Annotated in this window: 19 protein-coding genes; 7 read left to right on the forward strand and 12 right to left on the reverse strand. The window is 38.0% G+C overall.

The window, feature by feature from the left end; translation table 11 throughout:
• Window positions 1-13: 13 nt before the first annotated feature.
• Window positions 14-2,608: a leucine--tRNA ligase gene (gene leuS, locus ACPT8Q_RS00355; RefSeq protein ID WP_050948695.1), complete on the reverse strand. Its 2,595-nt coding sequence runs from the start codon at window positions 2,606-2,608 to the stop codon at window positions 14-16.
• A 248-nt stretch (window positions 2,609-2,856) separates the two neighbouring features.
• Here leuS and uppS point away from each other — a divergent pair, with 248 nt between their 5' ends.
• The 6 genes from uppS to lpxD all read left to right on the forward strand — a co-directional run bounded on the left by uppS (window position 2,857) and on the right by lpxD (window position 9,950).
• The gene (gene uppS / locus ACPT8Q_RS00360) at window positions 2,857-3,576 is read left to right on the forward strand and encodes a polyprenyl diphosphate synthase (RefSeq protein WP_050948696.1); all 720 of its coding nucleotides are present in this window, start codon (window positions 2,857-2,859) and stop codon (window positions 3,574-3,576) included.
• A 17-nt stretch (window positions 3,577-3,593) separates the two neighbouring features.
• On the forward strand, window positions 3,594-4,460 hold the full coding sequence (locus ACPT8Q_RS00365) for a phosphatidate cytidylyltransferase (protein WP_050948697.1): 867 nt from the start codon (window positions 3,594-3,596) through the stop codon (window positions 4,458-4,460).
• 9 nt (window positions 4,461-4,469) lie between these two features.
• Entirely contained in the window at window positions 4,470-5,801 is a 1,332-nt protein-coding gene (rseP, locus tag ACPT8Q_RS00370; RefSeq protein ID WP_050948698.1) for a sigma E protease regulator RseP, read from the forward strand.
• Between the two features lie 19 nt (window positions 5,802-5,820).
• Window positions 5,821-8,211 (forward strand): outer membrane protein assembly factor BamA, encoded by a 2,391-nt coding sequence (bamA, locus tag ACPT8Q_RS00375; RefSeq protein ID WP_061671272.1) that lies wholly within the window; start codon window positions 5,821-5,823, stop codon window positions 8,209-8,211.
• A gap of 107 nt (window positions 8,212-8,318) precedes the next feature.
• Window positions 8,319-8,912: an OmpH family outer membrane protein gene (locus tag ACPT8Q_RS00380; RefSeq protein WP_005655852.1), complete on the forward strand. Its 594-nt coding sequence runs from the start codon at window positions 8,319-8,321 to the stop codon at window positions 8,910-8,912.
• A 12-nt stretch (window positions 8,913-8,924) separates the two neighbouring features.
• The gene (gene lpxD, locus ACPT8Q_RS00385; protein ID WP_061671273.1) at window positions 8,925-9,950 is read left to right on the forward strand and encodes a UDP-3-O-(3-hydroxymyristoyl)glucosamine N-acyltransferase; all 1,026 of its coding nucleotides are present in this window, start codon (window positions 8,925-8,927) and stop codon (window positions 9,948-9,950) included.
• Window positions 9,951-10,118: 168 nt separating this feature from the next.
• On the opposite strand, the gene tsf is transcribed toward lpxD, so the two are convergent.
• The 7 genes from tsf to secM all read right to left on the reverse strand — a co-directional run bounded on the left by tsf (window position 10,119) and on the right by secM (window position 18,441).
• Entirely contained in the window at window positions 10,119-10,970 is an 852-nt protein-coding gene (gene tsf, locus ACPT8Q_RS00390; RefSeq protein ID WP_005648092.1) for a translation elongation factor Ts, read from the reverse strand.
• A 133-nt stretch (window positions 10,971-11,103) separates the two neighbouring features.
• Window positions 11,104-11,826: a 30S ribosomal protein S2 gene (gene rpsB, locus ACPT8Q_RS00395; protein ID WP_005666038.1), complete on the reverse strand. Its 723-nt coding sequence runs from the start codon at window positions 11,824-11,826 to the stop codon at window positions 11,104-11,106.
• Window positions 11,827-12,003: 177 nt separating this feature from the next.
• Complete coding sequence (locus ACPT8Q_RS00400) at window positions 12,004-12,768, reverse strand: class I SAM-dependent methyltransferase (RefSeq protein WP_005666039.1); 765 nt, start codon at window positions 12,766-12,768, stop codon at window positions 12,004-12,006.
• Between the two features lie 100 nt (window positions 12,769-12,868).
• Entirely contained in the window at window positions 12,869-14,725 is a 1,857-nt protein-coding gene (locus ACPT8Q_RS00405) for a monovalent cation:proton antiporter-2 (CPA2) family protein (RefSeq protein WP_425627525.1), read from the reverse strand.
• Between the two features lie 108 nt (window positions 14,726-14,833).
• The gene (gene mutT, locus ACPT8Q_RS00410; RefSeq protein ID WP_005655844.1) at window positions 14,834-15,244 is read right to left on the reverse strand and encodes an 8-oxo-dGTP diphosphatase MutT; all 411 of its coding nucleotides are present in this window, start codon (window positions 15,242-15,244) and stop codon (window positions 14,834-14,836) included.
• 64 nt (window positions 15,245-15,308) lie between these two features.
• Window positions 15,309-18,014 (reverse strand): preprotein translocase subunit SecA, encoded by a 2,706-nt coding sequence (gene secA / locus ACPT8Q_RS00415; protein ID WP_005686163.1) that lies wholly within the window; start codon window positions 18,012-18,014, stop codon window positions 15,309-15,311.
• Window positions 18,015-18,138: 124 nt separating this feature from the next.
• Complete coding sequence (gene secM, locus ACPT8Q_RS00420) at window positions 18,139-18,441, reverse strand: secA translation cis-regulator SecM (protein ID WP_425627526.1); 303 nt, start codon at window positions 18,439-18,441, stop codon at window positions 18,139-18,141.
• A 79-nt stretch (window positions 18,442-18,520) separates the two neighbouring features.
• On the opposite strand from secM, the gene ACPT8Q_RS00425 reads away from it, so the two are divergent.
• Complete coding sequence (locus tag ACPT8Q_RS00425) at window positions 18,521-18,835, forward strand: DUF721 domain-containing protein (RefSeq protein ID WP_005655839.1); 315 nt, start codon at window positions 18,521-18,523, stop codon at window positions 18,833-18,835.
• Window positions 18,836-18,862: 27 nt separating this feature from the next.
• Here ACPT8Q_RS00425 and tadA read toward each other — a convergent pair whose 3' ends face one another.
• The 4 genes from tadA to ACPT8Q_RS00445 are packed head-to-tail and all read right to left on the reverse strand — an operon-like array spanning window position 18,863 to window position 21,854.
• On the reverse strand, window positions 18,863-19,384 hold the full coding sequence (tadA, locus tag ACPT8Q_RS00430; protein WP_005655837.1) for a tRNA adenosine(34) deaminase TadA: 522 nt from the start codon (window positions 19,382-19,384) through the stop codon (window positions 18,863-18,865).
• Window positions 19,384-20,235, reverse strand: a complete 852-nt coding sequence (locus ACPT8Q_RS00435; protein ID WP_425627527.1) for a thymidylate synthase — start codon at window positions 20,233-20,235, stop codon at window positions 19,384-19,386. The genes tadA and ACPT8Q_RS00435 overlap by 1 nt, the downstream gene beginning before the upstream one ends.
• 9 nt (window positions 20,236-20,244) lie before the next feature.
• A complete protein-coding gene (lgt, locus tag ACPT8Q_RS00440) occupies window positions 20,245-21,051 on the reverse strand; it encodes a prolipoprotein diacylglyceryl transferase (RefSeq protein WP_116966634.1) in 807 nt (268 codons plus the stop codon).
• 8 nt (window positions 21,052-21,059) lie between these two features.
• On the reverse strand, window positions 21,060-21,854 hold the full coding sequence (locus tag ACPT8Q_RS00445; RefSeq protein WP_265469056.1) for a sulfite exporter TauE/SafE family protein: 795 nt from the start codon (window positions 21,852-21,854) through the stop codon (window positions 21,060-21,062).
• Window positions 21,855-21,856 lie beyond the last annotated feature (2 nt).

A 21,856-nucleotide genomic window follows, 5' to 3' on the forward strand; every position in this document is an offset into this window, starting at 1 on the left:
CACACCCCACGTATTATGGTTTCACTACTACGTTTAATAATTTACCTGCGACATAAATCACTTTGACAATATGTTGATTATCAACAAATTTCTTCACATTTTCATCCGCGAAAGCAATCGTTTTGACTGTTTCTTCATCTGCATCTGCCGCAACGGTAACTTTGCCACGAACCTTACCGTTTACTTGTACCACAATAAGTTTTTCGTCTTCTACCATTGCATCTTCGTCGGCTTTTACCCATTCTGCGGTATCAATAGCACTTTCATTGCCAAGAGCTTGCCATAATTCAAAACAGATATGTGGCGTAATTGGATAAAGCATGCGAACAACTGCACTTAATGCTTCCGCCATGACTGCTCGATCTTGATCGCTTTCTAAGGAAGCCTTAGTCAGTTTATTCATCAACTCCATTACTGCTGCAATCGCAGTATTAAATGTTTGACGACGACCAATATCATCACTCACTTTCGCAATTGTTTTATGTACTTCACGACGAAGCGATTTTTGCGCGGCTGAAAGTGCGGTGATATCTAGGCTAGTTTTTGCTGGATTCTGTTGATATTGATATACCAAATTCCAAACACGTCCTAAGAAACGTTTCGCACCTTCTACGCCAGATTCTTGCCATTCCAAGGTCATTTCTGCTGGAGAGGCAAACATCATAAAGAGACGAACAGTATCGGCACCATATTTTTCTACCATTTCTTGTGGGTCAATACCGTTATTTTTAGATTTCGACATTTTGGTCATGCCACTGTGGACTAGTTCACGCCCTTCAGGATCGGTGGCTTTAATAATTCTGCCTTTTTCATCACGCTCAAGGGTCACTTGGGTTGGGCTTACCCAAATACGCTCGTTGGTTGGGCTGGTGTAGTAGAAAGCATCTGCAAGCACCATACCTTGACATAATAATTTATCGGCTGGTTCCTCACTGGTTACAAATCCTGCATCGCGTAACAATTTGTGGAAGAAACGGAAGTAGAGCAAGTGCATTGTTGCATGTTCAATACCACCGATATATTGATCCACTGGTAACCAATAGTTTGCTTCTTCCGCATCAAGCATGCCATTTTGATATTGTGGACAAGTGTAGCGCGCGTAATACCAAGAGGATTCCATAAAGGTATCAAAGGTATCCGTTTCTTTTAATGCAGGTACACCGTTGAAAGTGGTTTTCGCCCAGTTTGGATCCGCTTTAATTGGGCTTTTCACGCCATCCATTACCACATCTTCAGGAAGAATAATGGGTAAATCTTCTATTGGTGCAGGTACTACATCGCCATTTTCAAGGGTTAGCATCGGAATTGGTGCTCCCCAATAACGTTGGCGAGAAACACCCCAGTCACGTAAACGGTAATTAACTTGACGTTTTCCAACACCTAATTTTTCTAATTTATCCGCGATACCGTTGAATGCACCATCAAAGTCTTTACCATCAAATTCAGCTGAATTAACGAGTTTGCCGTGTTCAACGAAAGCTTGTTTAGTTAAATCAATTTCTTCATCTGCAAGCGGTGCGATCACTTGTTTAATTGGCAAACTGTATTTTTGAGCAAATTCAAAGTCACGTTGGTCGTGAGCTGGAACCGCCATGACAGCCCCTGTGCCGTAGTGCATTAATACGAAATTCGCAACCCAAATTGGTAATTTTTCCCCCGTCAATGGATGAATAGCAAATAAGCCCGTTGCCATTCCTTTTTTCTCCATTGTCGCAAGATCAGCTTCTGCCACTTTGGCATTTTTTGCTTCTTGGATAAAGGCGGCTAATTCAGGATTATTTTGAGCTGCCAAACTTGCTAATGGATGTGCCGCTGCAATGCCTAAATAACTCACGCCGTAAAAGGTATCTGGACGTGTAGTGTAAACTGCTACTTTTTCGTTTGTGTCTGCAACATCAAAAGTAATTTCTACCCCTTCAGAACGACCAATCCAGTTACGCTGCATGGTTTTTACCATGTCTGGCCATTGTGGAAGGGTATCTAAACCACCTAATAATTGCTCTGCATAGTCAGTAATTTTGATAAACCATTGTGGGATTTCTTTTTGTTCCACAGGTGTATCACAACGCCAGCAACAACCTTCGTGTACTTGCTCGTTTGCGAGTACGGTTTCATCATTTGGACACCAGTTTACGGTTGAGGTTTTTTTGTACACCAAGCCTTTTTTGTAAAGCTCTGTGAAGAACCATTGTTCCCATTTGTAGTATTCTGGTTTACAGGTTGCGATTTCACGATCCCAGTCGAAACCAAAGCCTAAAAGCTGAAGTTGTTTTTTCATGTAGGCAATGTTTTCGTATGTCCATTTAGCAGGCGCAGTTTTATTTTTGATCGCCGCACCTTCTGCCGGTAAGCCGAAAGCATCCCAACCAAATGGTTGCAATACGTTTTTACCTAGCATACGTTGATAACGAGAAATTACATCGCCAATAGTGTAGTTACGCACATGCCCCATATGCAGGCGACCTGATGGATATGGGAACATAGAAAGACAATAATATTTTTCTTTAGATTCGTCTTTGATTGCTTTGATTGCTTTGAAAACTTTATTTTCTGCCCAATATTGTTGAACCTTTGGTTCGATCATATCGGGGCGATATTGTTCTTGCATAAAATCACCTTAAATTTTAACCGCACTTTTGCAGCATTTTGACAATAGAAAATGTGGCATAGAATACCGTAAAACGGCAAAAATTAATAGGGAGAGAAATAAAAGTGCGGTGATTTTTTTAGTTGTTTTTCACAATAAATTTTCAATTTTTACAGAGCAGATTCGAACAAAGGAATTCATAGCAAGCAAATACAACTTATGATATAGTTCACAACCGAATTTATAGGGATCTTTTTATAATAAAAATAATGATAGAACTCGATCAAAACAATATTCCAAAACACATTGCCATTATTATGGATGGTAATGGGCGTTGGGCAAAACAGAAAAATAAAATGCGAATTTTTGGACACACCAATGGCGTTACTGCAGTACGCAAGGCAGTGGCTTATGCACGACAAATCGGTGTGAAAGTGCTCACACTTTATGCCTTTAGTAGCGAAAATTGGAGTCGCCCAGAACAAGAAATCAGCGCGTTAATGTCACTTTTTATGCAAGCCTTAGATCGAGAAGTAAAAAAATTACATAAAAATAATATTTGTCTGAAAATTATTGGCGATGTATCTCGTTTTAGTGAAACTTTACAAGAAAAAATCAAAAAAGCGGAAAATTTAACAGAAAAAAATACCGCACTTACGCTCAATATTGCGGCAAATTACGGCGGTTGTTGGGATATTGTTCAAGCAGCTAAACAAATTGCAGAAAAAGTTAAAAAAGAAGAAATGTCAGTTTCAGATATTAATAACTCGACGTTTCAACATCATCTTGCAACGCAAAATGCACCACCTGTAGATTTATTAATTCGCACCAGTGGAGAACAGCGCATAAGCAACTTTTTATTATGGCAAATTGCCTATGCGGAATTATATTTTTCCGATGTACTTTGGCCCGATTTTAATCAATTAGAATTTAATCGTGCTATTGCAAGTTATCAACAACGTCATCGCCGTTTTGGTGGGACAGAATAATTCAACGGATTAAAATTATGCTTAAACAACGAGTTTTATCTGCTATTGTGTTAATTGCTGCAGTTTTATGTGCACTATTTTTATTCACACCTTTTTATTTTGCCCTTGCGTTAGGTATGGTAGCTGCTTTGGGGATCTGGGAATGGACTCAATTTGCTCGTCTTAAACAACCTTTGATACGTTTTTTTGTGACTACCTTTTTAGGCGTATTTATCTTCTTATGGCTCTATACTGAGGGTAACTATTTAAATGCAGGGCGTGTGTTTGAACAACATATTCAGCTTTTATTGATAAATGCTGTAAGCTGGTGGGGCTTAGCTTTATTGCTAGTAATCAGTTATCCTAAATCAGCTAAATTTTGGTCTAAAAATCCACTTTTACAACTTTTATTTGCCTTTTCTACGTTGATTCCCTTTATCGCAGGTGTATTACGTTTACGTTTAGAACACTATACCAATAATCCTTATCACGGATTATTTTTATTACTTTACGTATTTGTACTTGTTTGGGCGGCTGATTCTGGTGCTTATTTTAGCGGACGCGCCTTTGGTAAACGTAAACTTGCCCCTAAAGTATCTCCAGGTAAAAGCTGGGAAGGGGTCATTGGCGGCTTAATTACAGCGTTAGTGCTTGCTTTTATCTTTATTCATTTCTCTGGCGATACTTTAGTAGGAGATCGAAATATTACTGGATTTATCATTCTTTCTGTAGCCACAGTTGCAATTTCAGTATTGGGCGATTTAACTGAAAGTATGTTCAAGCGTGAGTCTGGTGTGAAAGACAGCAGTCAATTAATTCCAGGTCACGGTGGTGTATTAGATCGTATTGATAGCTTGACTGCTGCAATACCTTTTTTCAGCTATTTCTATTTCTTTGTATTATAAGGATTTTTAATGTCATTTTTGTGGTCACTAGGTTCTTTTATCATTGCTATTGCGGTATTAGTATCCGTTCACGAATACGGTCACTTTTGGGCTGCTAGAAAGTGCGGTATAAAAGTCCATCGTTTTTCAATTGGTTTTGGTAAGGTAATTTGGAAACGTATCGATAAACAGGGTACAGAATTTGCGGTTTCAATGATTCCTTTAGGCGGCTATGTAAAAATGCTTGATGGACGTAATGAAGTAGTTCCTGCAGAGCAAAAGTCACAGGCATTTGACAGTAAAAGCGTATTACAACGGTCATTTGTAATTATTGCAGGCCCTTTAGCTAATTTTATTTTTGCAATTTTTGCCTATTGGGTAATCTACTTTTATGGAATGCCAAGTGTTAAACCAGTGATTGAATCGATAACGCCAAACTCAATCGCAGCACAAGCCCACATTGAACCCAATACGCAAATTCTGACAATTGATGGCGAAGAAACTCAAGATTGGGAAACCATCAATATGCTACTTGCCACAAAAATGGGGGAGCCTAATGTTGAGATTACCCTTTCTCCTTTCAATTCTAATATTGAGCAACAACGGACTTTAAATCTTACAAATTGGACATTCGATCCTGAAAAAGAAAGTGCGTTCGCTGCTTTAGGGATTGTTCCAATTCATTCAAAAGTGGAAATGGTACTTTCTAAAGTTGTTCAGGCTTCTCCAGCGGAGAAAGCGGGTTTACAAATAGGAGACAAAATTTTAACAGAAAATTTCACCGCACTTAGTTGGCAAAATTTTGTAAAACAGGTCGAACAAGGCGAATCTTTTTCTATTAAAGTTGAACGTAATGGCGAAACATTTGACAAAGCCCTGACTCCAGTGCGTAACCAAAATGGCAAATGGTTTGTAGGAGTTAGCCCAACCTTAACAAAATTAGCGGATGAATACCGTACTGAATTAAAATATGGTATTCTTGAATCTTTACAAAAAGGCATTGAAAAAACAGGGCAGCTTTCCCTTTTAACCTTGAAAATATTAGGGAAATTACTTACTGGCGATTTGTCATTAAATAATTTAAGTGGGCCAATTTCTATTGCAAAAGGTGCTGGTGCATCAGCAAATATTGGATTGGTGTATTTTTTAAGTTTTATGGCATTGATTAGTGTAAATTTAGGGATTATGAATTTATTTCCATTACCAGTATTAGATGGCGGTCATTTAGTTTTTTTAACAATGGAAGCTGTTAAAGGAAAACCTGTTTCTGAGCGGGTGCAAAGCATCTGTTATCGAATTGGCGCAGCACTGTTATTAAGCTTAACGGTGTTTGCATTATTTAATGATTTTTTACGTCTATAATTTATATAGGATACAATCGATGAAAAAACTTCTAATCGCAAGTTTATTATTCGGTACGACAACGACTGTGTTTGCCGCACCTTTTGTGGCAAAAGATATTCGTGTGGATGGTGTTCAAGGTGACTTAGAACAACAAATCCGAGCAAGTTTACCTGTTCGTGCTGGTCAGCGTGTGACTGACAATGATGTGGCTAATATTGTCCGCTCTTTATTCGTAAGTGGTCGATTCGATGATGTGAAAGCGCATCAAGAAGGCGATGTGCTTGTTGTTAGCGTTGTGGCTAAATCGATCATTTCAGATGTTAAAATCAAAGGTAACTCTGTTATTCCCACTGAAGCACTTAAACAAAACTTAGATGCTAACGGGTTTAAAGTTGGCGATGTTTTAATTCGAGAAAAATTAAATGAATTTGCCAAAAGTGTAAAAGAGCACTATGCAAGTGTAGGTCGCTATAACGCAACCGTTGAACCTATTGTCAATACGCTACCAAATAATCGCGCTGAAATTTTAATTCAAATCAATGAAGATGATAAAGCAAAATTGGCATCATTAACTTTCAAGGGGAACGAATCTGTTAGTAGCAGTACATTACAAGAACAAATGGAATTACAACCTGATTCTTGGTGGAAATTATGGGGAAATAAATTTGAAGGTGCGCAATTCGAGAAAGATTTGCAGTCAATTCGTGATTATTATTTAAATAATGGCTATGCCAAAGCACAAATTACTAAAACGGATGTTCAGCTAAATGATGAAAAAACAAAAGTTAATGTAACCATTGATGTAAATGAAGGTTTACAGTATGACCTTCGTAGTGCACGCATTATAGGTAATCTGGGAGGTATGTCTGCCGAGCTTGAACCTTTACTTTCAGCATTACATTTAAATGATACTTTCCGCCGTAGTGATATTGCAGATGTAGAAAATGCAATTAAAGCAAAACTTGGAGAACGCGGTTACGGTAGCACAACGGTAAATTCAGTACCTGATTTTGATGATGCAAATAAAACATTAGCGATAACCTTTGTTGTTGATGCTGGACGACGTTTAACTGTTCGCCAACTTCGCTTTGAAGGAAATACCGTTTCTGCTGATAGTACTTTACGTCAGGAAATGCGCCAACAAGAAGGAACTTGGTATAATTCACAATTAGTTGAGTTAGGAAAAATTCGCTTAGATCGTACAGGTTTCTTCGAAACAGTCGAAAACCGAATTGATCCTATCAATGGTAGTAATGATGAAGTAGATGTCGTATATAAAGTCAAAGAACGTAACACGGGTAGTATCAACTTTGGTATTGGTTACGGTACAGAGAGTGGTATTAGTTATCAAGCAAGTGTTAAACAAGATAATTTCTTGGGAACAGGGGCGGCAGTAAGTATAGCTGGTACGAAAAATGATTATGGTACGAGTGTCAATTTGGGTTATACCGAGCCCTATTTTACTAAAGATGGTGTAAGTCTTGGTGGAAATGTTTTCTTTGAAAACTACGATAACTCTAAAAGTGATACATCCTCTAACTATAAGCGTACGACTTATGGAAGTAATGTTACTTTAGGTTTCCCTGTAAATGAAAATAACTCCTATTATGTAGGATTAGGCCATACCTATAATAAAATTAGTAACTTTGCTCTAGAATATAACCGTAATTTATATATTCAATCAATGAAATTTAAAGGTAATGGCATTAAAACAAATGACTTTGATTTTTCTTTTGGTTGGAACTATAACAGCCTTAATAGAGGCTATTTCCCAACTAAAGGGGTTAAAGCAAGTCTTGGTGGACGAGTTACTATTCCAGGTTCTGATAACAAATACTACAAACTAAGTGCAGATGTACAGGGTTTCTACCCATTAGACAGAGATCACCTCTGGGTTGTATCTGCAAAAGCATCTGCAGGATATGCAAATGGTTTTGGAAACAAGCGTTTACCGTTCTATCAAACTTATACAGCGGGTGGCATCGGTTCATTACGTGGTTTTGCTTATGGTAGTATTGGGCCTAATGCAATTTATGCCGCTCAAAATGGTAGCGGTAATGGTAATTTTGATAAGATAAGTTCTGATGTGATTGGTGGTAATGCAATCACAACTGCGAGTGCAGAACTTATTGTACCAACACCGTTTGTGAGCGATAAGAGCCAAAATACAGTCCGAACCTCCCTATTTGTTGATGCGGCAAGTGTTTGGAATACTAAATGGAAATCGGATAAGACTGGATTAGCGAGCAATGTATTAAAAAGCTTACCCGATTATGGCAAATCAAGCCGTATTCGCGCCTCTACAGGTGTCGGATTCCAATGGCAATCTCCTATTGGGCCATTGGTATTCTCTTATGCCAAACCAATTAAAAAATATGAAAATGATGATGTCGAACAGTTCCAATTTAGTATTGGAGGTTCTTTCTAATAAATTGAACTTTTTTCTTCATCAGAACTCAAAAACAACGTTCTCTGTCTAATTTAATTGGGCAGAGAAAATATTAAAACCATCATTTAATTAAGGATATTTATCAAATGAAAAACATCGCAAAAGTAACCGCACTTGCTTTAGGTATTGCACTAGCTTCAGGCTATGCTTCCGCTGAAGAAAAAATTGCTTTCATTAATGCAGGTTATATTTTTCAACATCACCCAGATCGCCAAGCGGTAGCAGATAAACTTGATGCTGAATTTAAACCTGTAGCTGAAAAATTAGCAGCAAGCAAAAAAGAAGTTGATGATAAAATTGCTGCTGCTCGTAAAAAAGTAGAAGCAAAAGTTGCAGCTTTAGAAAAAGATGCACCTCGCTTACGTCAAGCTGATATTCAAAAACGCCAAGAGGAAATTAATAAATTAGGTGCGGCTGAAGATGCTGAATTACAAAAATTAATGCAAGAACAAGATAAAAAAGTTCAAGAATTCCAAGCTCAAAATGAAAAACGTCAAGCTGAAGAACGTGGTAAATTATTAAATAGCATTCAAACTGCGACAAATAATTTAGCAAAAGCAAAAGGTTATACTTATGTGCTTGATGCAAATTCAGTTGTATTTGCGGTAGAGGGTAAAGATATTACTGAAGAAGTATTAAAATCTATTCCTGCTTCTGAAAAAGCACAAGAGAAAAAATAATAGGTTCTCATAATGCAAAAATCCTATTCTTTACAAGAATTGGCAACTCAAATCGGCGCTACCGTTCACGGTAACGCCGATGTTGTTGTTGAGAATATCGCACCTCTCGATAAAGCCCAATCAAATCAACTCACTTTTATTTCTAACGTAAAATTTCGTGCATTATTGAAAGATTCTAAAGCAGGGATTTTGGTTGTTTCTGAAGAGGATGTTGAACACTGTTCTCCAGAAAGCAATTTACTTATTGTTAAAGATCCTTATGTGGCTTACGCAATTTTAGCGCAATATATGGATAGTACGCCAAAAGCGGCACAAGGAATCGCAAAAAGTGCGGTCATTTTTGATGACGTTTTATTGGGCGAAAATGTATCTATTGGTGCGAACGCAGTGATTGAAGAAGGTGTTGTACTAGGTGATAACGTGATCATTGGTGCAAATTGCTTTGTTGGTAAAAATACCAAGATAGGTTCAGGCACTCAACTCTGGGCTAATGTCACTGTTTACCATAACGTTGAGATTGGAGCTAATTGCTTAATTCAATCAGGAACAGTTATCGGTAGTGATGGTTTTGGTTATGCAAATGATCGTGGTCGTTGGATTAAAATTCCACAAGTAGGGCAAGTAATAATTGGTAATAACGTTGAGATTGGTGCGAATACCTGTATTGACAGAGGCGCATTAGACGCAACAATTATTGAAGATAACGTTATTATCGATAACCTTTGTCAAATTGCGCATAATGTTCATATTGGCACTGGTACAGCGGTTGCGGGTGGCGTTATTATGGCAGGTAGCTTAACTGTTGGTCGCTATTGCTTAATTGGTGGTGCAAGTGTGATTAATGGTCATATGGAAATTTGTGATAAAGTAACCATTACTGGAATGGGAATGGTTATGCGCCCAATTACAGAGCCTGGCGTATATTCCTCTGGTATTCCATTGCAAACGAATAAAGAATGGCGTAAAACAGCAGCTCTAACATTAGGCATTGATGGCATACATAAACGCTTAAAAGCATTAGAAAAGAAAATTTCTTAATTGATACCCCATCATTTAATCTGCATTTTACAAGTTTAATAACTGATTAAAATGCAGATTTTTATGTGTATAAAATTTACTTAACGAAATAAGTTGAAATTCTTTTAAAAATAAATAAGCCCAACTTTAAATTGGGCTTACAAGCATACATTTTTTATCGTTAAAGAATTATGCGTTACCGCCAGTGATTTTTGCAACTTCAGCAGCAAAATCTTCTTCTTTTTTCTCAATACCTTCACCTACTTCTAAACGAATGAAGTTAGAAACTGAAGTATTTACTGATTTTAAGAAATCCCCTACAGATACAGAAGGATCCATTACAAATGCTTGACCTGTTAATGAAACTTCACCAGTGAATTTCTTCATACGACCTTCAACCATTTTCTCTGCGATTTCTTTTGGTTTACCAGAGTTGATCGCAATATCGATTTGGATTTGGCGTTCGTGTTCAACCACTTCAGCAGATACATCTTCTGGGTTCACGAATTCAGGTTTAGATGCAGCTACGTGCATTGCTACTTTTTTCAGTTCATCAGCAGAACCTTCGCCCGCAACTAATACGCCAATTTTTGCACCGTGTAAGTATTGTGCAATTACTTGACCATCTAAGTAAGCAACACGACGAATATTCATGTTCTCACCGATTTTAGCAACTAATGCAGCACGTTTTTCTTCAAATTGCGCTTGTAATGCTTCGATAGTGGTACCTTTGTTTGCTGCTGCGAAATCAGCTACTTCGTTTGCTAAACCTAAGAAACCAGCATCTTTTGCTACGAAGTCAGTTTCACAGTTCATTTCAACTAATACACCGAAACCATTTTCTACACGAGCAAGGATAACACCTTCAGCTGCAACACGGCCTGCTTTTTTAGCTGCTTTAGCTTGACCAGATTTACGCATATTGTCGATTGCTAACTCAATATCACCGTTTGCTTCAACTAATGCTTTTTTACATTCCATCATACCTGCGCCAGTACGGTCACGAAGTTCTTTTACTAATGATGCTGTGATTTCAGCCATTTTTAAAATCCTCTGTCGAAAATGCGGTTTATTTTGACCGCACTTTTAGATAAAAATATAGGGGCTAAATTTTAGCCCCTATGCCAATTAATCGCTTGATTATTAAGGGCTTCGCCTTATTGCAAAACTTAAATTATTCTGCGTCAGCTGCTAATTCTTCAGCAACTTGAGCTTCGTTACCACGACCTTCTTTAACCGCTGCTGCAGCTGCAGAAACGTAAAGTTGGATAGCACGAGTCGCATCATCGTTACCAGGGATAACGAAATCTACGCCAGCTGGTGTTGAGTTAGTATCAACGATAGCAAATACAGGAATACCTAGGTTGTTTGCTTCTTTAACAGCGATATGTTCGTGGTCTGCACCGATAACAAATAATGCATCTGGTAAGCCACCCATATCTTTGATACCGCCAAGGCTTAATTCAAGTTTTTCCATCTCACGGCTACGCATTAACGCTTCTTTTTTGGTTAATTTATCAAAAGTACCGTCTTGAGATTGGGTTTCTAAATCTTTTAAACGTTTAATTGATTGACGAACGGTTTTCCAGTTAGTCAACATACCACCTAACCAACGGTGGTTTACGTAATATTGCTGACAATCTAATGCTGCTACTTGAACTGCTTCAGACGCTGCACGTTTTGTACCAACGAATAATACTTTACCGTTGTTGCTAGCAATGCGAGTTAATTCCGCTAAAGCTTCGTTGAATAAAGGTAAAGTTTTTTCAAGATTGATGATGTGAACACCGTTACGAGCACCAAAAATGAAAGGTTTCATTTGTGGGTTCCAGTAACGAGTTTGGTGTCCGAAGTGTACGCCTGCGTTGATCATATCGCGCATTGAAACTTGTGCCATAATATTTTCCTTTTGTTGGGGTTGAGCCTCCACATATCAGCTAATCGACCGTTTGGCACCCCGATTAAGCCTTGTTAATATGTGTGTGTTGTTAGTAATTAAAAAACTGCTTTTGAAAGGCAAAAACAGCGGGGCGATTTATACCATAAAGTGCGGTTAAAAACCAGTTTATTTTGTTTATTTCTCCACTTTTCTTGCTTTGATAAATAACAATGGTGGTCGATGTGACAAATCTTTAAATTCATTATGCCATTGCGGTTGGTCAGCAAGCATGGGTTCTTCCATTTGCTCGATTTGAAACCTTGCATGAATTAAATTATTGATAATTGTTGCTGTTGTTCGATGATAGGTTTGAAAAGGTTGTTTGAACCAATTTCTATTGCGTTTCCCCTCTTCTCGATAATGATTTAAACGATAAGCGACTTGCTGTTTTTTGTCATTTTTTTCCCAGCGTTCTCCCTCTTTATGGCAGGTAGTTATCGGATGTTCTTGTGAGAAAATTAATGTGCCATTAGACGAGAGTTTGTCATGGATCGTTGATAATAATGTCGGAAAATTTTCAATATAATGAAAGGCAAAAGAGCTAGTAATCACATCGAAATGACTTTCTGGTAACTCAGCTAATTTTTCTATTGGTAAGTGATATAAGGAAAAACGCCCTGAAAATTGACCGCACTTTTGAAGATCTTTTTCAGCTTGTTCGAGCATTTTTTCGGAAAGATCAGTTCCAATTACTTTAGCCGCCCCTCGTTCTAAATAAAGTTGTAAATGCCCTCCCGTACCACAGCCTAAATCGAGTAATTTCTTCCCTTTTAAATTAGGCAACAATGAAAGCATGGTGGGCTTTTCGATAATTTCATTGAGGCTAATTGGATTTGCACGGAGTTTCTGATAAAGCTCAAAGAAATTATCTTTATCATAAACACTAATTTTATTATTCATTTATTGCCTTAAAATAAAAATTTACGTGATTTAAATCACTCAAAAGTAAATACTTAAACGAGAAGTTAAAATTTAATATTTTTATAGATAAAAAATAATTTTATGAATGATCATTTGATATTTCTTCTTCAATTTTCTCACTTAGAATTTCTTCTGTTTCTTTATTTAATGCTTTTGTATCAAGATGCGGTTTAATAAATGGTCTTGGTGTCCAATATTTTTTTACTATTTCATTCGAAAAACCGTGTAAAACTTCTTCATTTAACCGTTCTTGATCTAATGTTCGTACTTCCTTAATAATTTCTTCCGCTTCAATTTTATCAATACCTAATTTCATCAATGTTGCTCGACTAAGTGTAATTGCTGATTCAAAAGTTTCACGCACAATAAAATCTACATCCTGCTTAATCAAACTAACTGTTGTTTTTCTGTCATAAGTTCGGGTTAAAATCGGTAAATTTGGATAAGCCTCTTTCATTTGACTGACAATATGTTCAATTCTTTGTGTATCGTTAATACCTAATACGACACATTTCGCCTTTTCAATTCCTGCGGCTCGTAAAACATCTAATCGAATGCCATCGCCATAATAAACTTTAAAACCAAACTTTGCGGCAGCACGGATATTTTCGATATTGCGATCAATCACTGAAACGCTAATTCCACGAATCAATAATGTTTGGCAGACAATTTGACTAAAACGTCCAAAACCAATAACTAAAACGTTATCTTCCAAATCCACGATGCTGTCTAGATCATTTTCATCAAGCTGATCAAGATGTTTAGACTCTGTACGCTGTATAAGTTTACGAGCAATTTGAGCAATAATAGGCGAAAAAAGCATCGAAATAATCACTGCAGCAGTGAATGTCGCTTGTTCTTCATTACTGATTACTTCCGCGGTCGCTGCGGCTGAAAAAAGCACAAAGGCAAATTCGCCACCGTGTGCCATCAAAGACATTCGCCCTATGGATTCTCGATGATCAAGACGAGTAATTCGGGCAATAATATAAACAGCACTGGCTTTTCCAAGTATATAAAGAAAAACAATTCCAAGTAGCAAGATCCAATGATTAAACACTAAATGCAAATCTAAGGACATTCCTACGCCCATAAAAAATAATCCAAGTAATAAACCGCGAAATGGTTCTATATCCGCTTCAAGCTGATGGCGAAAAGCTGATTCAGACATCATCACACCAGCAACAAACGCACCCATTGCCATTGAAAGCCCGCCAATTTCCATTGCTAATGCGGCACCTAAAACGACCAATAATGCGCCCGCTGTCATCATTTCACGAATACGTGCCTTAGAAATTAAACGAAATAGTGGGTTCATTAACCATTTTCCAGCCACAATTAGCCCCACAACAGCACTTAATGCTATGCCAATTGATACCCAATTAGTGTGTGGTGTAGCTTCTTTCGAATGAGAGGCAAGAAAAGCGACAGACGCCAAAAGTGGTACGATAGCAATATCTTCAAAAATTAATGTCGAGATTACGCGTTGTCCTTTTGACGTAGAAGTAAGCCCCCTTTCTTCTAGTGATTGCATTACAATAGCAGTAGAGGAAAGCGTGAAACCCATACCAGCAATAAATGCTACTTCTTTTGTTAATCCTAATAAATAAATACCCGAAAAAGTGAGTAAGCAACCACATAATCCAACTTGTAACAAACCTCTGCCGAAAATAGCTTTACGCATTGCCCAAAGGCGTTCTGGATACATTTCAAGCCCGATAATAAAAAGAAACATTACCACACCTAATTCCGCTAAATGTACCACTGCTGTTGGATCTTGCACTATGCCAAAGACAGATGGGCCAATCAAACAACCTGCTACTAAATAACCTAGCACGCTACCCAACCCGAGTCTTTTAAATAACGGCACAATTGTTACGCTAGATGCGAGTAAAATAACGACTTTCATCAGTTCTGGATTGGCAAGTTGAGACATAATGACTCCAATAATGCAAAAAATACAAATATTTTGGCGAGTATATTAAAAAGTTATATGTGATAAATCATATTAAATCTTTTAATATAACTTTAAACCACATTTATTTTATATGAAATTGTGAGTTTCATTTAGTAATCGATGAATTAATTTTGCATTTGCGGGGGGAAACTGTCCTGCATCCAATGCGCGCTGCTCAACCCAAAAACCTTCTTGCCCCTCTCGCCCAAAAGGTTCGCCAATCCATTCATTTACCAGATAAAAGAAAAAAGAAATGATTTTTGTTGGATATTCAAATTGAAAACGTTCATAAAGTTCTGCATTTAACGCAACAATGCCTATTTCCTCTTCCAGTTCACGTTTTAAAGCCTGTTCTGGGGTTTCTCCCTCATCTACTTTTCCACCGGGAAATTCTAAAGATTGGGCAAAATCCTGTCCTTCTAAACGCTGCGTTAAATAGATCTGACCAAATTCATTACGAATAATCCCCGCAGCAACTTGTATAATTTTTTTATCCATTTTTCTATCCAATGTAGAGGTATGAAAAAAGTGCGGTGAAAAATCACCGCACTTTGATTGTTCATTACTGGCGTGCTACACGACTGCCGTGACAATGCTTATATTTTTTACCCGACCCACAAGGACAAGGTTCGTTGCGACCAATGCGACGATCTGAATAATCTTCAGTCTCTGAATTTTGAGTTGTCTGACTATTTTCATCCACAGGTAAATTATTTTGATTGATACGAGTAGCCATCTCCTGACGAGCACGTTCAGCTTCTTCCATTTCTTCTTGAGTACGCACACGTACACGGGTTAAAGTCATGATAACGTGGTGTTTTAAGGAATCTAGCATTTCCGTAAACATGCGGAAAGATTCTTTTTTATATTCTTGTTTTGGATCTTTTTGTGCATAGCCGCGTAAATGAATACCTTGGCGTAAATAATCCATCGAAGCTAAGTGTTCTTTCCAAAGTTCATCTAAGGTTTGCAACATAACACCTTTTTCAAAATGGTGCATAGCATCTTCGCCAACCAAAGCCTCTTTTTCTTTGTATTCCTTTTCTGCAATTTCCACAATGCGTTCGCGCAAACTTTCTTCGTGAAGATTATTATCTTCTTCTAACCAATTAGAAATCGGTAATTCCATACCAAATTCTTGAGATAAACGTTCTTCAAGCCCTTTAATATCCCATTGTTCTTCCAAAGATTGTGGTGGAATATATTGATCAATCACACCATTAAACACATCGTGGCGAATAGCGTTGATAGTTTCAGAAATATCATCATTATCAAGCAAATAATTGCGTTGCTCATAAATCGCGTGACGTTGGTCATTTGCCACATCATCATATTCAAGTAGGTTTTTACGGCCATCGAAATGGAACGCCTCAACTTTTGCTTGAGCAGATGCAATCACTTTCGCCAGCATTTTCGACTCCATTGCCTCGCCTGCTACCGTGAACGCTTTACGCATTAAATTGCGCTTACCCTCATTCAAATAAATGCGCATTAAACCATCTTCTAAAGAAAGATAGAAACGAGAAGAACCGGGGTCACCTTGACGCCCAGAACGACCGCGCAACTGGTTATCAATACGACGCGATTCGTGACGCTCTGTACCGATAATATGCAACCCACCCGCTTTCATTACAATTTCGTGGTTTTTCTCCCACTCTGCTTTAAGGGCTTCAATTTGTTCTTGAGTTGGATTTTCTAATTTGGCAGCCTGCGCTTTCCAGTTACCGCCAAGAATAATATCGGTACCTCGACCCGCCATATTCGTTGCGATAGTCACTGCGCTAGGAAATCCTGCTTCTGCCACGATTTCCGCTTCTTGTTGGTGGAATTTCGCATTCAACACATTGTGTTTTATACCTGCTTTATCTAACGCTTTAGATAATTCTTCTGATTTTTCGACTGAAATCGTACCCACTAATACTGGTTGCTGGCGTTCTACACAATCTTTAATGTCTTCAATAATCGCATTAAATTTATATTGTTCATTTTCAAACATCACATCAGTGCGATCATCACGAATCATTGGACGATTTGTTGGAATTACAACAGTTTCCAAGCCATAAATTTGTTGGAACTCAAATGCTTCGGTATCAGCAGTCCCCGTCATACCCGCAAGACGTTCATATAAACGGAAGTAGTTTTGGTACGAAATTGACGCAACAGTTTGGTTTTCGCTCTTAACATCCACCCCTTCTTTTGCCTCAATGGCTTGGTGCAAACCATCTGACCAACGACGCCCCGCCATTGTACGACCAGTATGTTCATCAACAATCACGATTTCACCGTCCTTCACAATGTAATCGACATCTTTTTCAAACAATGTGTGCGCACGCAATGCAGCCATAACGTGATGAAGCAATACAATTCGACTAGGAGAATACAAAGAGTCCCCCTCAGGCATTAAACCTTGTGCAATTAACCAATCTTCTACTTTTTCTTGACCACGTTCGGTTAAATGCGCTTGTTTAGATTTCAAATCTAAAGTGAAATCGCCCTCTCCTTGATATTCTTCCGTATCTTCTTTTTCTTGTTTAATTAAACTTGGGATCAATTTATTTACCGCAATATAAAGCTCTGAACTTTTTTCTGCCTGACCTGAAATAATCAATGGCGTACGCGCTTCATCGATTAAGATAGAATCCACTTCATCCACCAACGCATAGCCTAAAGTACGTTGGAAACGCTCTTCTTTTGAGTGGGCTAAGTTGTCACGTAAATAATCAAAACCAAGTTCACTATTGGTTGCATAAGTAATATCTGCCGCATAAGCTTCACGTTTTTCTTCTGGCGATAACCCAGGAATATTGACGCCTACGCTCATACCCAAAAATTCAAATAACGGACGGTTGGTTTCTGCATCTCGGCGAGCAAGATAATCATTCACCGTGACAACATGAACGCCTTTACCTTCAAGTGCGATTAAATAACAAGGCAAAGTCGCCGTTAATGTTTTACCTTCACCAGTACGCATTTCTGCGATACAGCGGTTAGTCAATACCATCCCACCGATAAGCTGCACATCAAAATGGCGCATACCAAGCACACGCTTACTTGCTTCGCGTACAGTTGCGAATGCTTCTGGTAAAATTTGTTGCAAAGTTTCGCCACCACTTAAACGATCACGAAACTCTTGTGTTTTTGCTTTTAATTCATCATCACTTAATGCCTCAAAAGCAGGCTCCATTTTATTAATTTTTACGACTTGTTTTTTTAATTTACGTAAAACGCGTTCATTACGACTACCAAAAATTCTTGTTAAAATGCTCATAATTTCTCTTTTTAAATATATAAGTTAAATAGTTAAATGCTTATGAAATACTTTATTTCATGCACAATAATTTTTTAAAATATCGCTATTTCAATAGCAATATTCTTCACAAAAAACAGAAAAATTAAATAAGCAAGGGGCCTGCTCGAATTGGCGCACTAATATTCAACGCTTCAGTAAAAAAGTGCGGTTGAATTTTAAGTTGTTTTTCAGTTTGACGGGAAATTGAAGGTTGAGGAATGGCTTGTCGTTGCACTTCACGAGCAACTTTTACCGTTTCTAACGCTTGTTGAATGGAAACACTCGAGGAATAATTTTCCGTATTATTTTGATTTTCAAAACTTTGTGCGTTAGGCAAAGCAAAAATCGCGATGATACTTAAAAGTAATCGCGACCAAAAATTCTGTTTGACAGTGCCTGAAATCATTCGTCTCATTGTTTATTATGAAAATTGCGTGTATTGTAGCGGAAATCTAAACTGATGTCATTTACTGGGGGCTGACTTTATGGAAAACAAGGCTGATCGTTATCAAAAAGCAGTCAATATTACGGATGTGCTTGAGCAATCGCCCTTTGCCAAAATAATGAAAAAAGGCCTTGCCATCAATGAACTCAATCAAAAATTTAACCGCATTTTTCCACAGGAATTTTACGGCAAATTTCGTATTGGCAACATAACAGATCATTTAATTTTTATTGAAGTGTCTAATGCTATTGTTCGGCAGGGGATTCTATTTAAACAAATTGAATTATTAACACTAATTCAAGAAGAATTTCCGCAAGTAACAGGGTTTGAGATAACGATCAATCCTGGATTTTAAGTTTCAAATATAAGAAAAAATAAAGAATTAATTATCACTCAGACTTTTTAATAATGCTTTCTCTATTTTTTTCTCCTCGCGTCTTTTCTGAAAAAATGTACTCAATTTTTGACTACACTCTTCTGCCAATACGCCAGATGTAATCTCTAAAGTATGATTCATCTTGTAATCATTAAAAAAATGAAAACGTGATCCAATCGCGCCAGTTTTATAATCAGATGCACCGAACACAAGACGTTTAATACGGCTATGCAAAATTGCCCCTGCGCACATTGTGCAAGGCTCTAATGTCACATAAAGCGTGCTATTCAGTAGGCGATAATTTTGAATATTTTTCGCGCCATTACGCAAAGCAATAATTTCAGCATGTGCAGTAGGATCACTTTGAACAATGGAGAGATTCCAACCTTCTCCAATAATATTTCTAGCGTCATCCACCAGCACCGCCCCCACAGGAATCTCACCTAACGCTTCCGCTTTATCGGCAAGCTCAAGGGCATAGCGCATCATTTTCTCGTCAAATTCTGACCGCACTTTTGCTGCATCCATTAGACGGAAAAAGGATATTTAATCGGCTCATGAGATTGATAGCCAACGACTTTAAAATCATCCATCGTGACCCAAGTTTCTAAATCTTCAAGCGTTTTTATATCTGGATTGATTTCTAATTTTGGCAATGGGAAAGGCTCGCGTTTAAGTTGTACGTCACGCATTAACTCAAGCTGATCTTCATAAATATGCGCATTCACAATTTTATGATATGCCTTGCCGGCTTTTTTGCCCGTGATCTGAGCCATAAGTGCTAAGAAGGTAAACACCTGAATTTGATTGAAATTCAATCCAAGCGGAACATCACAGGAACGCTGATAGCTAGTAAGATGTAAAGTATCACCCACAAGAGAAAAAGTATGCGTGTGCATACAAGGACGAAGACAACCAAGATCAAATTCCCCAGGGTTAAAAAAAGTTAAAATCTCTCCTCTATCATCAATACCTTTCGTTAAGTTATTAACAATTTTACGTAGCTGATCTATGGTTTCTCCATTAGGCTTACGCCATGCTCTGCCTTGCACACCATATACGCGCCCCATATCATCAACGCCTCTACGATGCGGATTTGCAAGCCAAGCTGCATTTTCATTCGCATTAGCATCCCAAGTTTTCGTGCCAAGTGCGCGGAAATCAGCGGCATTGTCATATCCACGAATATAACCTAGAAATTCAGCAATGGCCGCTTTCCAATAACTTTTACGGGTAGTAATCAGCGGAAATTGATTATTCGCCACATCATATTCTAAATCTGCATTAATGACCGTGAGGCAACGCTTACCTGTACGTTCATTAGCAACCCATTCCCCTTCACTAACAATGCGGCGACAAAGATCAAGATATTGCTTCATAAAAATCTCCTATTTTATGACCGCACTTTTGCGTGAATAAGCCCAAGTCATAATTAAGGCTCCACCAATAATCATCGGTAAACAAAGTGCTTGCCCTCGCGTAATGACTCCAAAGAAATTTTCAACTTCAGGTTCGCGTACATATTCCACAATAAAACGGAAGACGCCATAACCAATTAAGAATAAGCCTGCAACAGAGCCCATTGGACGTGGCTTTTTAATAAAAATATTCAAAATTGCAAACAACACCACGCCTTCTAAAAAGGCTTCATAAAGTTGTGATGGATGACGAGGCAGTAATAGCGGATCATTCGGGAAAATCATTGCCCAAGACACATCTGTTTGGCGTCCCCATAGTTCAAGATTAATTAAATTACCAATTCTGCCTAAACCTAAACCAAACGGAATCAAAGGCGCAACAAAATCAGCGGTTTGCCAAAAATTACGTTTTTGTGAATAGGACGTCCAAATCATAGCAACAATTACACCAATTAAGCCACCGTGGAACGACATTCCACCTTCCCAAACACGGAATAAATAAAGTGGTTCTTGTAAGAAATGATCGAGATTATAGAAAAATACATCGCCAACACGTCCACCAATAAATACCCCCATAAAACCGTTGAAAAGTAAGCTATCAACTTGATCCACTGTCCAACCGCTATTTGGACGATTAGCACGGCGAACCGCAAGCCAGCGTGCAAAAATAAAACCCAAAAGGTACATCAAACCATACCAACGTAAGCCGATATTACTATCGCCAAGCGTAAAAATACTCGGATCAAAATGGGGAAGAAGTAAATAATTTGAATTCATAATTTTCCTTATTTCAGAAACATATTGATCGCAACCACAATTAAGAAAAGGGCGAAACCTTTTTTTAAGGTTGAAACAGGCAATTTAGCGGTTGCACTTGCGCCTAATTTGGAAGTAAAAAATGAAGTGGCAGTAATGCCTAACACTGCGGGAAGATAAATGTAGCCAAGCGAATATTCAGGCATTAATGGATTTCCCCAACCACTCACTATAAAACTAAACATCCCTGATACGCCCAATAACATCCCACAAAATGCGGAAGAACCAATGGCTTGTTTGATATTAATGCCACGAGCAGTTAAAAACGGCACAATAAATCCACCACCGCCAATTCCCGCAGCACTAGATGCCATACCAATAAAAATACCGCCGATTACGGAAGCAAGGGGAGTAAGTGGTTTTGTTGTGACTTGATCTTTTTTAATCGAAAGTACCATTTTTGTGGCTAAATATACCACTAAGCAAGCAAAAATTTTGGCAGAAATTTCACGATCAAGTCTTCCAATAAATAAACCACAAATAAAAACAGAAAGCATAATAACCGGAGCTAAAATGCGAACTGCCTGCCAGACTATATTACCTAATTTATGATGACGTTGTGCCGAACCAATGCCAGTAATCACAATGGTAGCAAATGATGTGCCAAGTGCGGTAGACATCAACAAAGATTCTGGTACATCCACAATGGGCAGTAAATACACTAAGGTTGGCACAATTACTAACCCACCGCCAATACCAAATAATCCTGCAAGAAAACCCGCTAATGCGCCAACAAGTAAACAAAGAAGAATAAAAGTGAACATTA

It is taken from the genome of Haemophilus sp. HN_Hi10 (genome assembly GCF_049821985.1).
Taxonomy (GTDB): domain Bacteria; phylum Pseudomonadota; class Gammaproteobacteria; order Enterobacterales; family Pasteurellaceae; genus Haemophilus; species Haemophilus influenzae_D.

What these genes read in the sequence shown, in the direction of transcription:
- ACPT8Q_RS00380 (WP_005655852.1), top strand. Translation starts at nt 8,319, where the DNA reads ATGAAAAACATCGCAAAAGTAACCGCACTTGCTTTAGGTATTGCACTA.
- lgt (WP_116966634.1), bottom strand. Translation starts at nt 21,051, where the DNA reads ATGAATTCAAATTATTTACTTCTTCCCCATTTTGATCCGAGTATTTTT.
- lpxD (WP_061671273.1), top strand. Translation starts at nt 8,925, where the DNA reads ATGCAAAAATCCTATTCTTTACAAGAATTGGCAACTCAAATCGGCGCT.
- ACPT8Q_RS00445 (WP_265469056.1), bottom strand. Translation starts at nt 21,854, where the DNA reads ATGTTCACTTTTATTCTTCTTTGTTTACTTGTTGGCGCATTAGCGGGT.
- ACPT8Q_RS00405 (WP_425627525.1), bottom strand. Translation starts at nt 14,725, where the DNA reads ATGTCTCAACTTGCCAATCCAGAACTGATGAAAGTCGTTATTTTACTC.
- tadA (WP_005655837.1), bottom strand. Translation starts at nt 19,384, where the DNA reads ATGGATGCAGCAAAAGTGCGGTCAGAATTTGACGAGAAAATGATGCGC.
- uppS (WP_050948696.1), top strand. Translation starts at nt 2,857, where the DNA reads ATGATAGAACTCGATCAAAACAATATTCCAAAACACATTGCCATTATT.
- mutT (WP_005655844.1), bottom strand. Translation starts at nt 15,244, where the DNA reads ATGGATAAAAAAATTATACAAGTTGCTGCGGGGATTATTCGTAATGAA.
- rseP (WP_050948698.1), top strand. Translation starts at nt 4,470, where the DNA reads ATGTCATTTTTGTGGTCACTAGGTTCTTTTATCATTGCTATTGCGGTA.
- secA (WP_005686163.1), bottom strand. Translation starts at nt 18,014, where the DNA reads ATGAGCATTTTAACAAGAATTTTTGGTAGTCGTAATGAACGCGTTTTA.
- bamA (WP_061671272.1), top strand. Translation starts at nt 5,821, where the DNA reads ATGAAAAAACTTCTAATCGCAAGTTTATTATTCGGTACGACAACGACT.
- ACPT8Q_RS00365 (WP_050948697.1), top strand. Translation starts at nt 3,594, where the DNA reads ATGCTTAAACAACGAGTTTTATCTGCTATTGTGTTAATTGCTGCAGTT.
- tsf (WP_005648092.1), bottom strand. Translation starts at nt 10,970, where the DNA reads ATGGCTGAAATCACAGCATCATTAGTAAAAGAACTTCGTGACCGTACT.
- ACPT8Q_RS00400 (WP_005666039.1), bottom strand. Translation starts at nt 12,768, where the DNA reads ATGAATAATAAAATTAGTGTTTATGATAAAGATAATTTCTTTGAGCTT.
- ACPT8Q_RS00435 (WP_425627527.1), bottom strand. Translation starts at nt 20,235, where the DNA reads ATGAAGCAATATCTTGATCTTTGTCGCCGCATTGTTAGTGAAGGGGAA.
- ACPT8Q_RS00425 (WP_005655839.1), top strand. Translation starts at nt 18,521, where the DNA reads ATGGAAAACAAGGCTGATCGTTATCAAAAAGCAGTCAATATTACGGAT.
- leuS (WP_050948695.1), bottom strand. Translation starts at nt 2,608, where the DNA reads ATGCAAGAACAATATCGCCCCGATATGATCGAACCAAAGGTTCAACAA.
- secM (WP_425627526.1), bottom strand. Translation starts at nt 18,441, where the DNA reads ATGATTTCAGGCACTGTCAAACAGAATTTTTGGTCGCGATTACTTTTA.
- rpsB (WP_005666038.1), bottom strand. Translation starts at nt 11,826, where the DNA reads ATGGCACAAGTTTCAATGCGCGATATGATCAACGCAGGCGTACACTTC.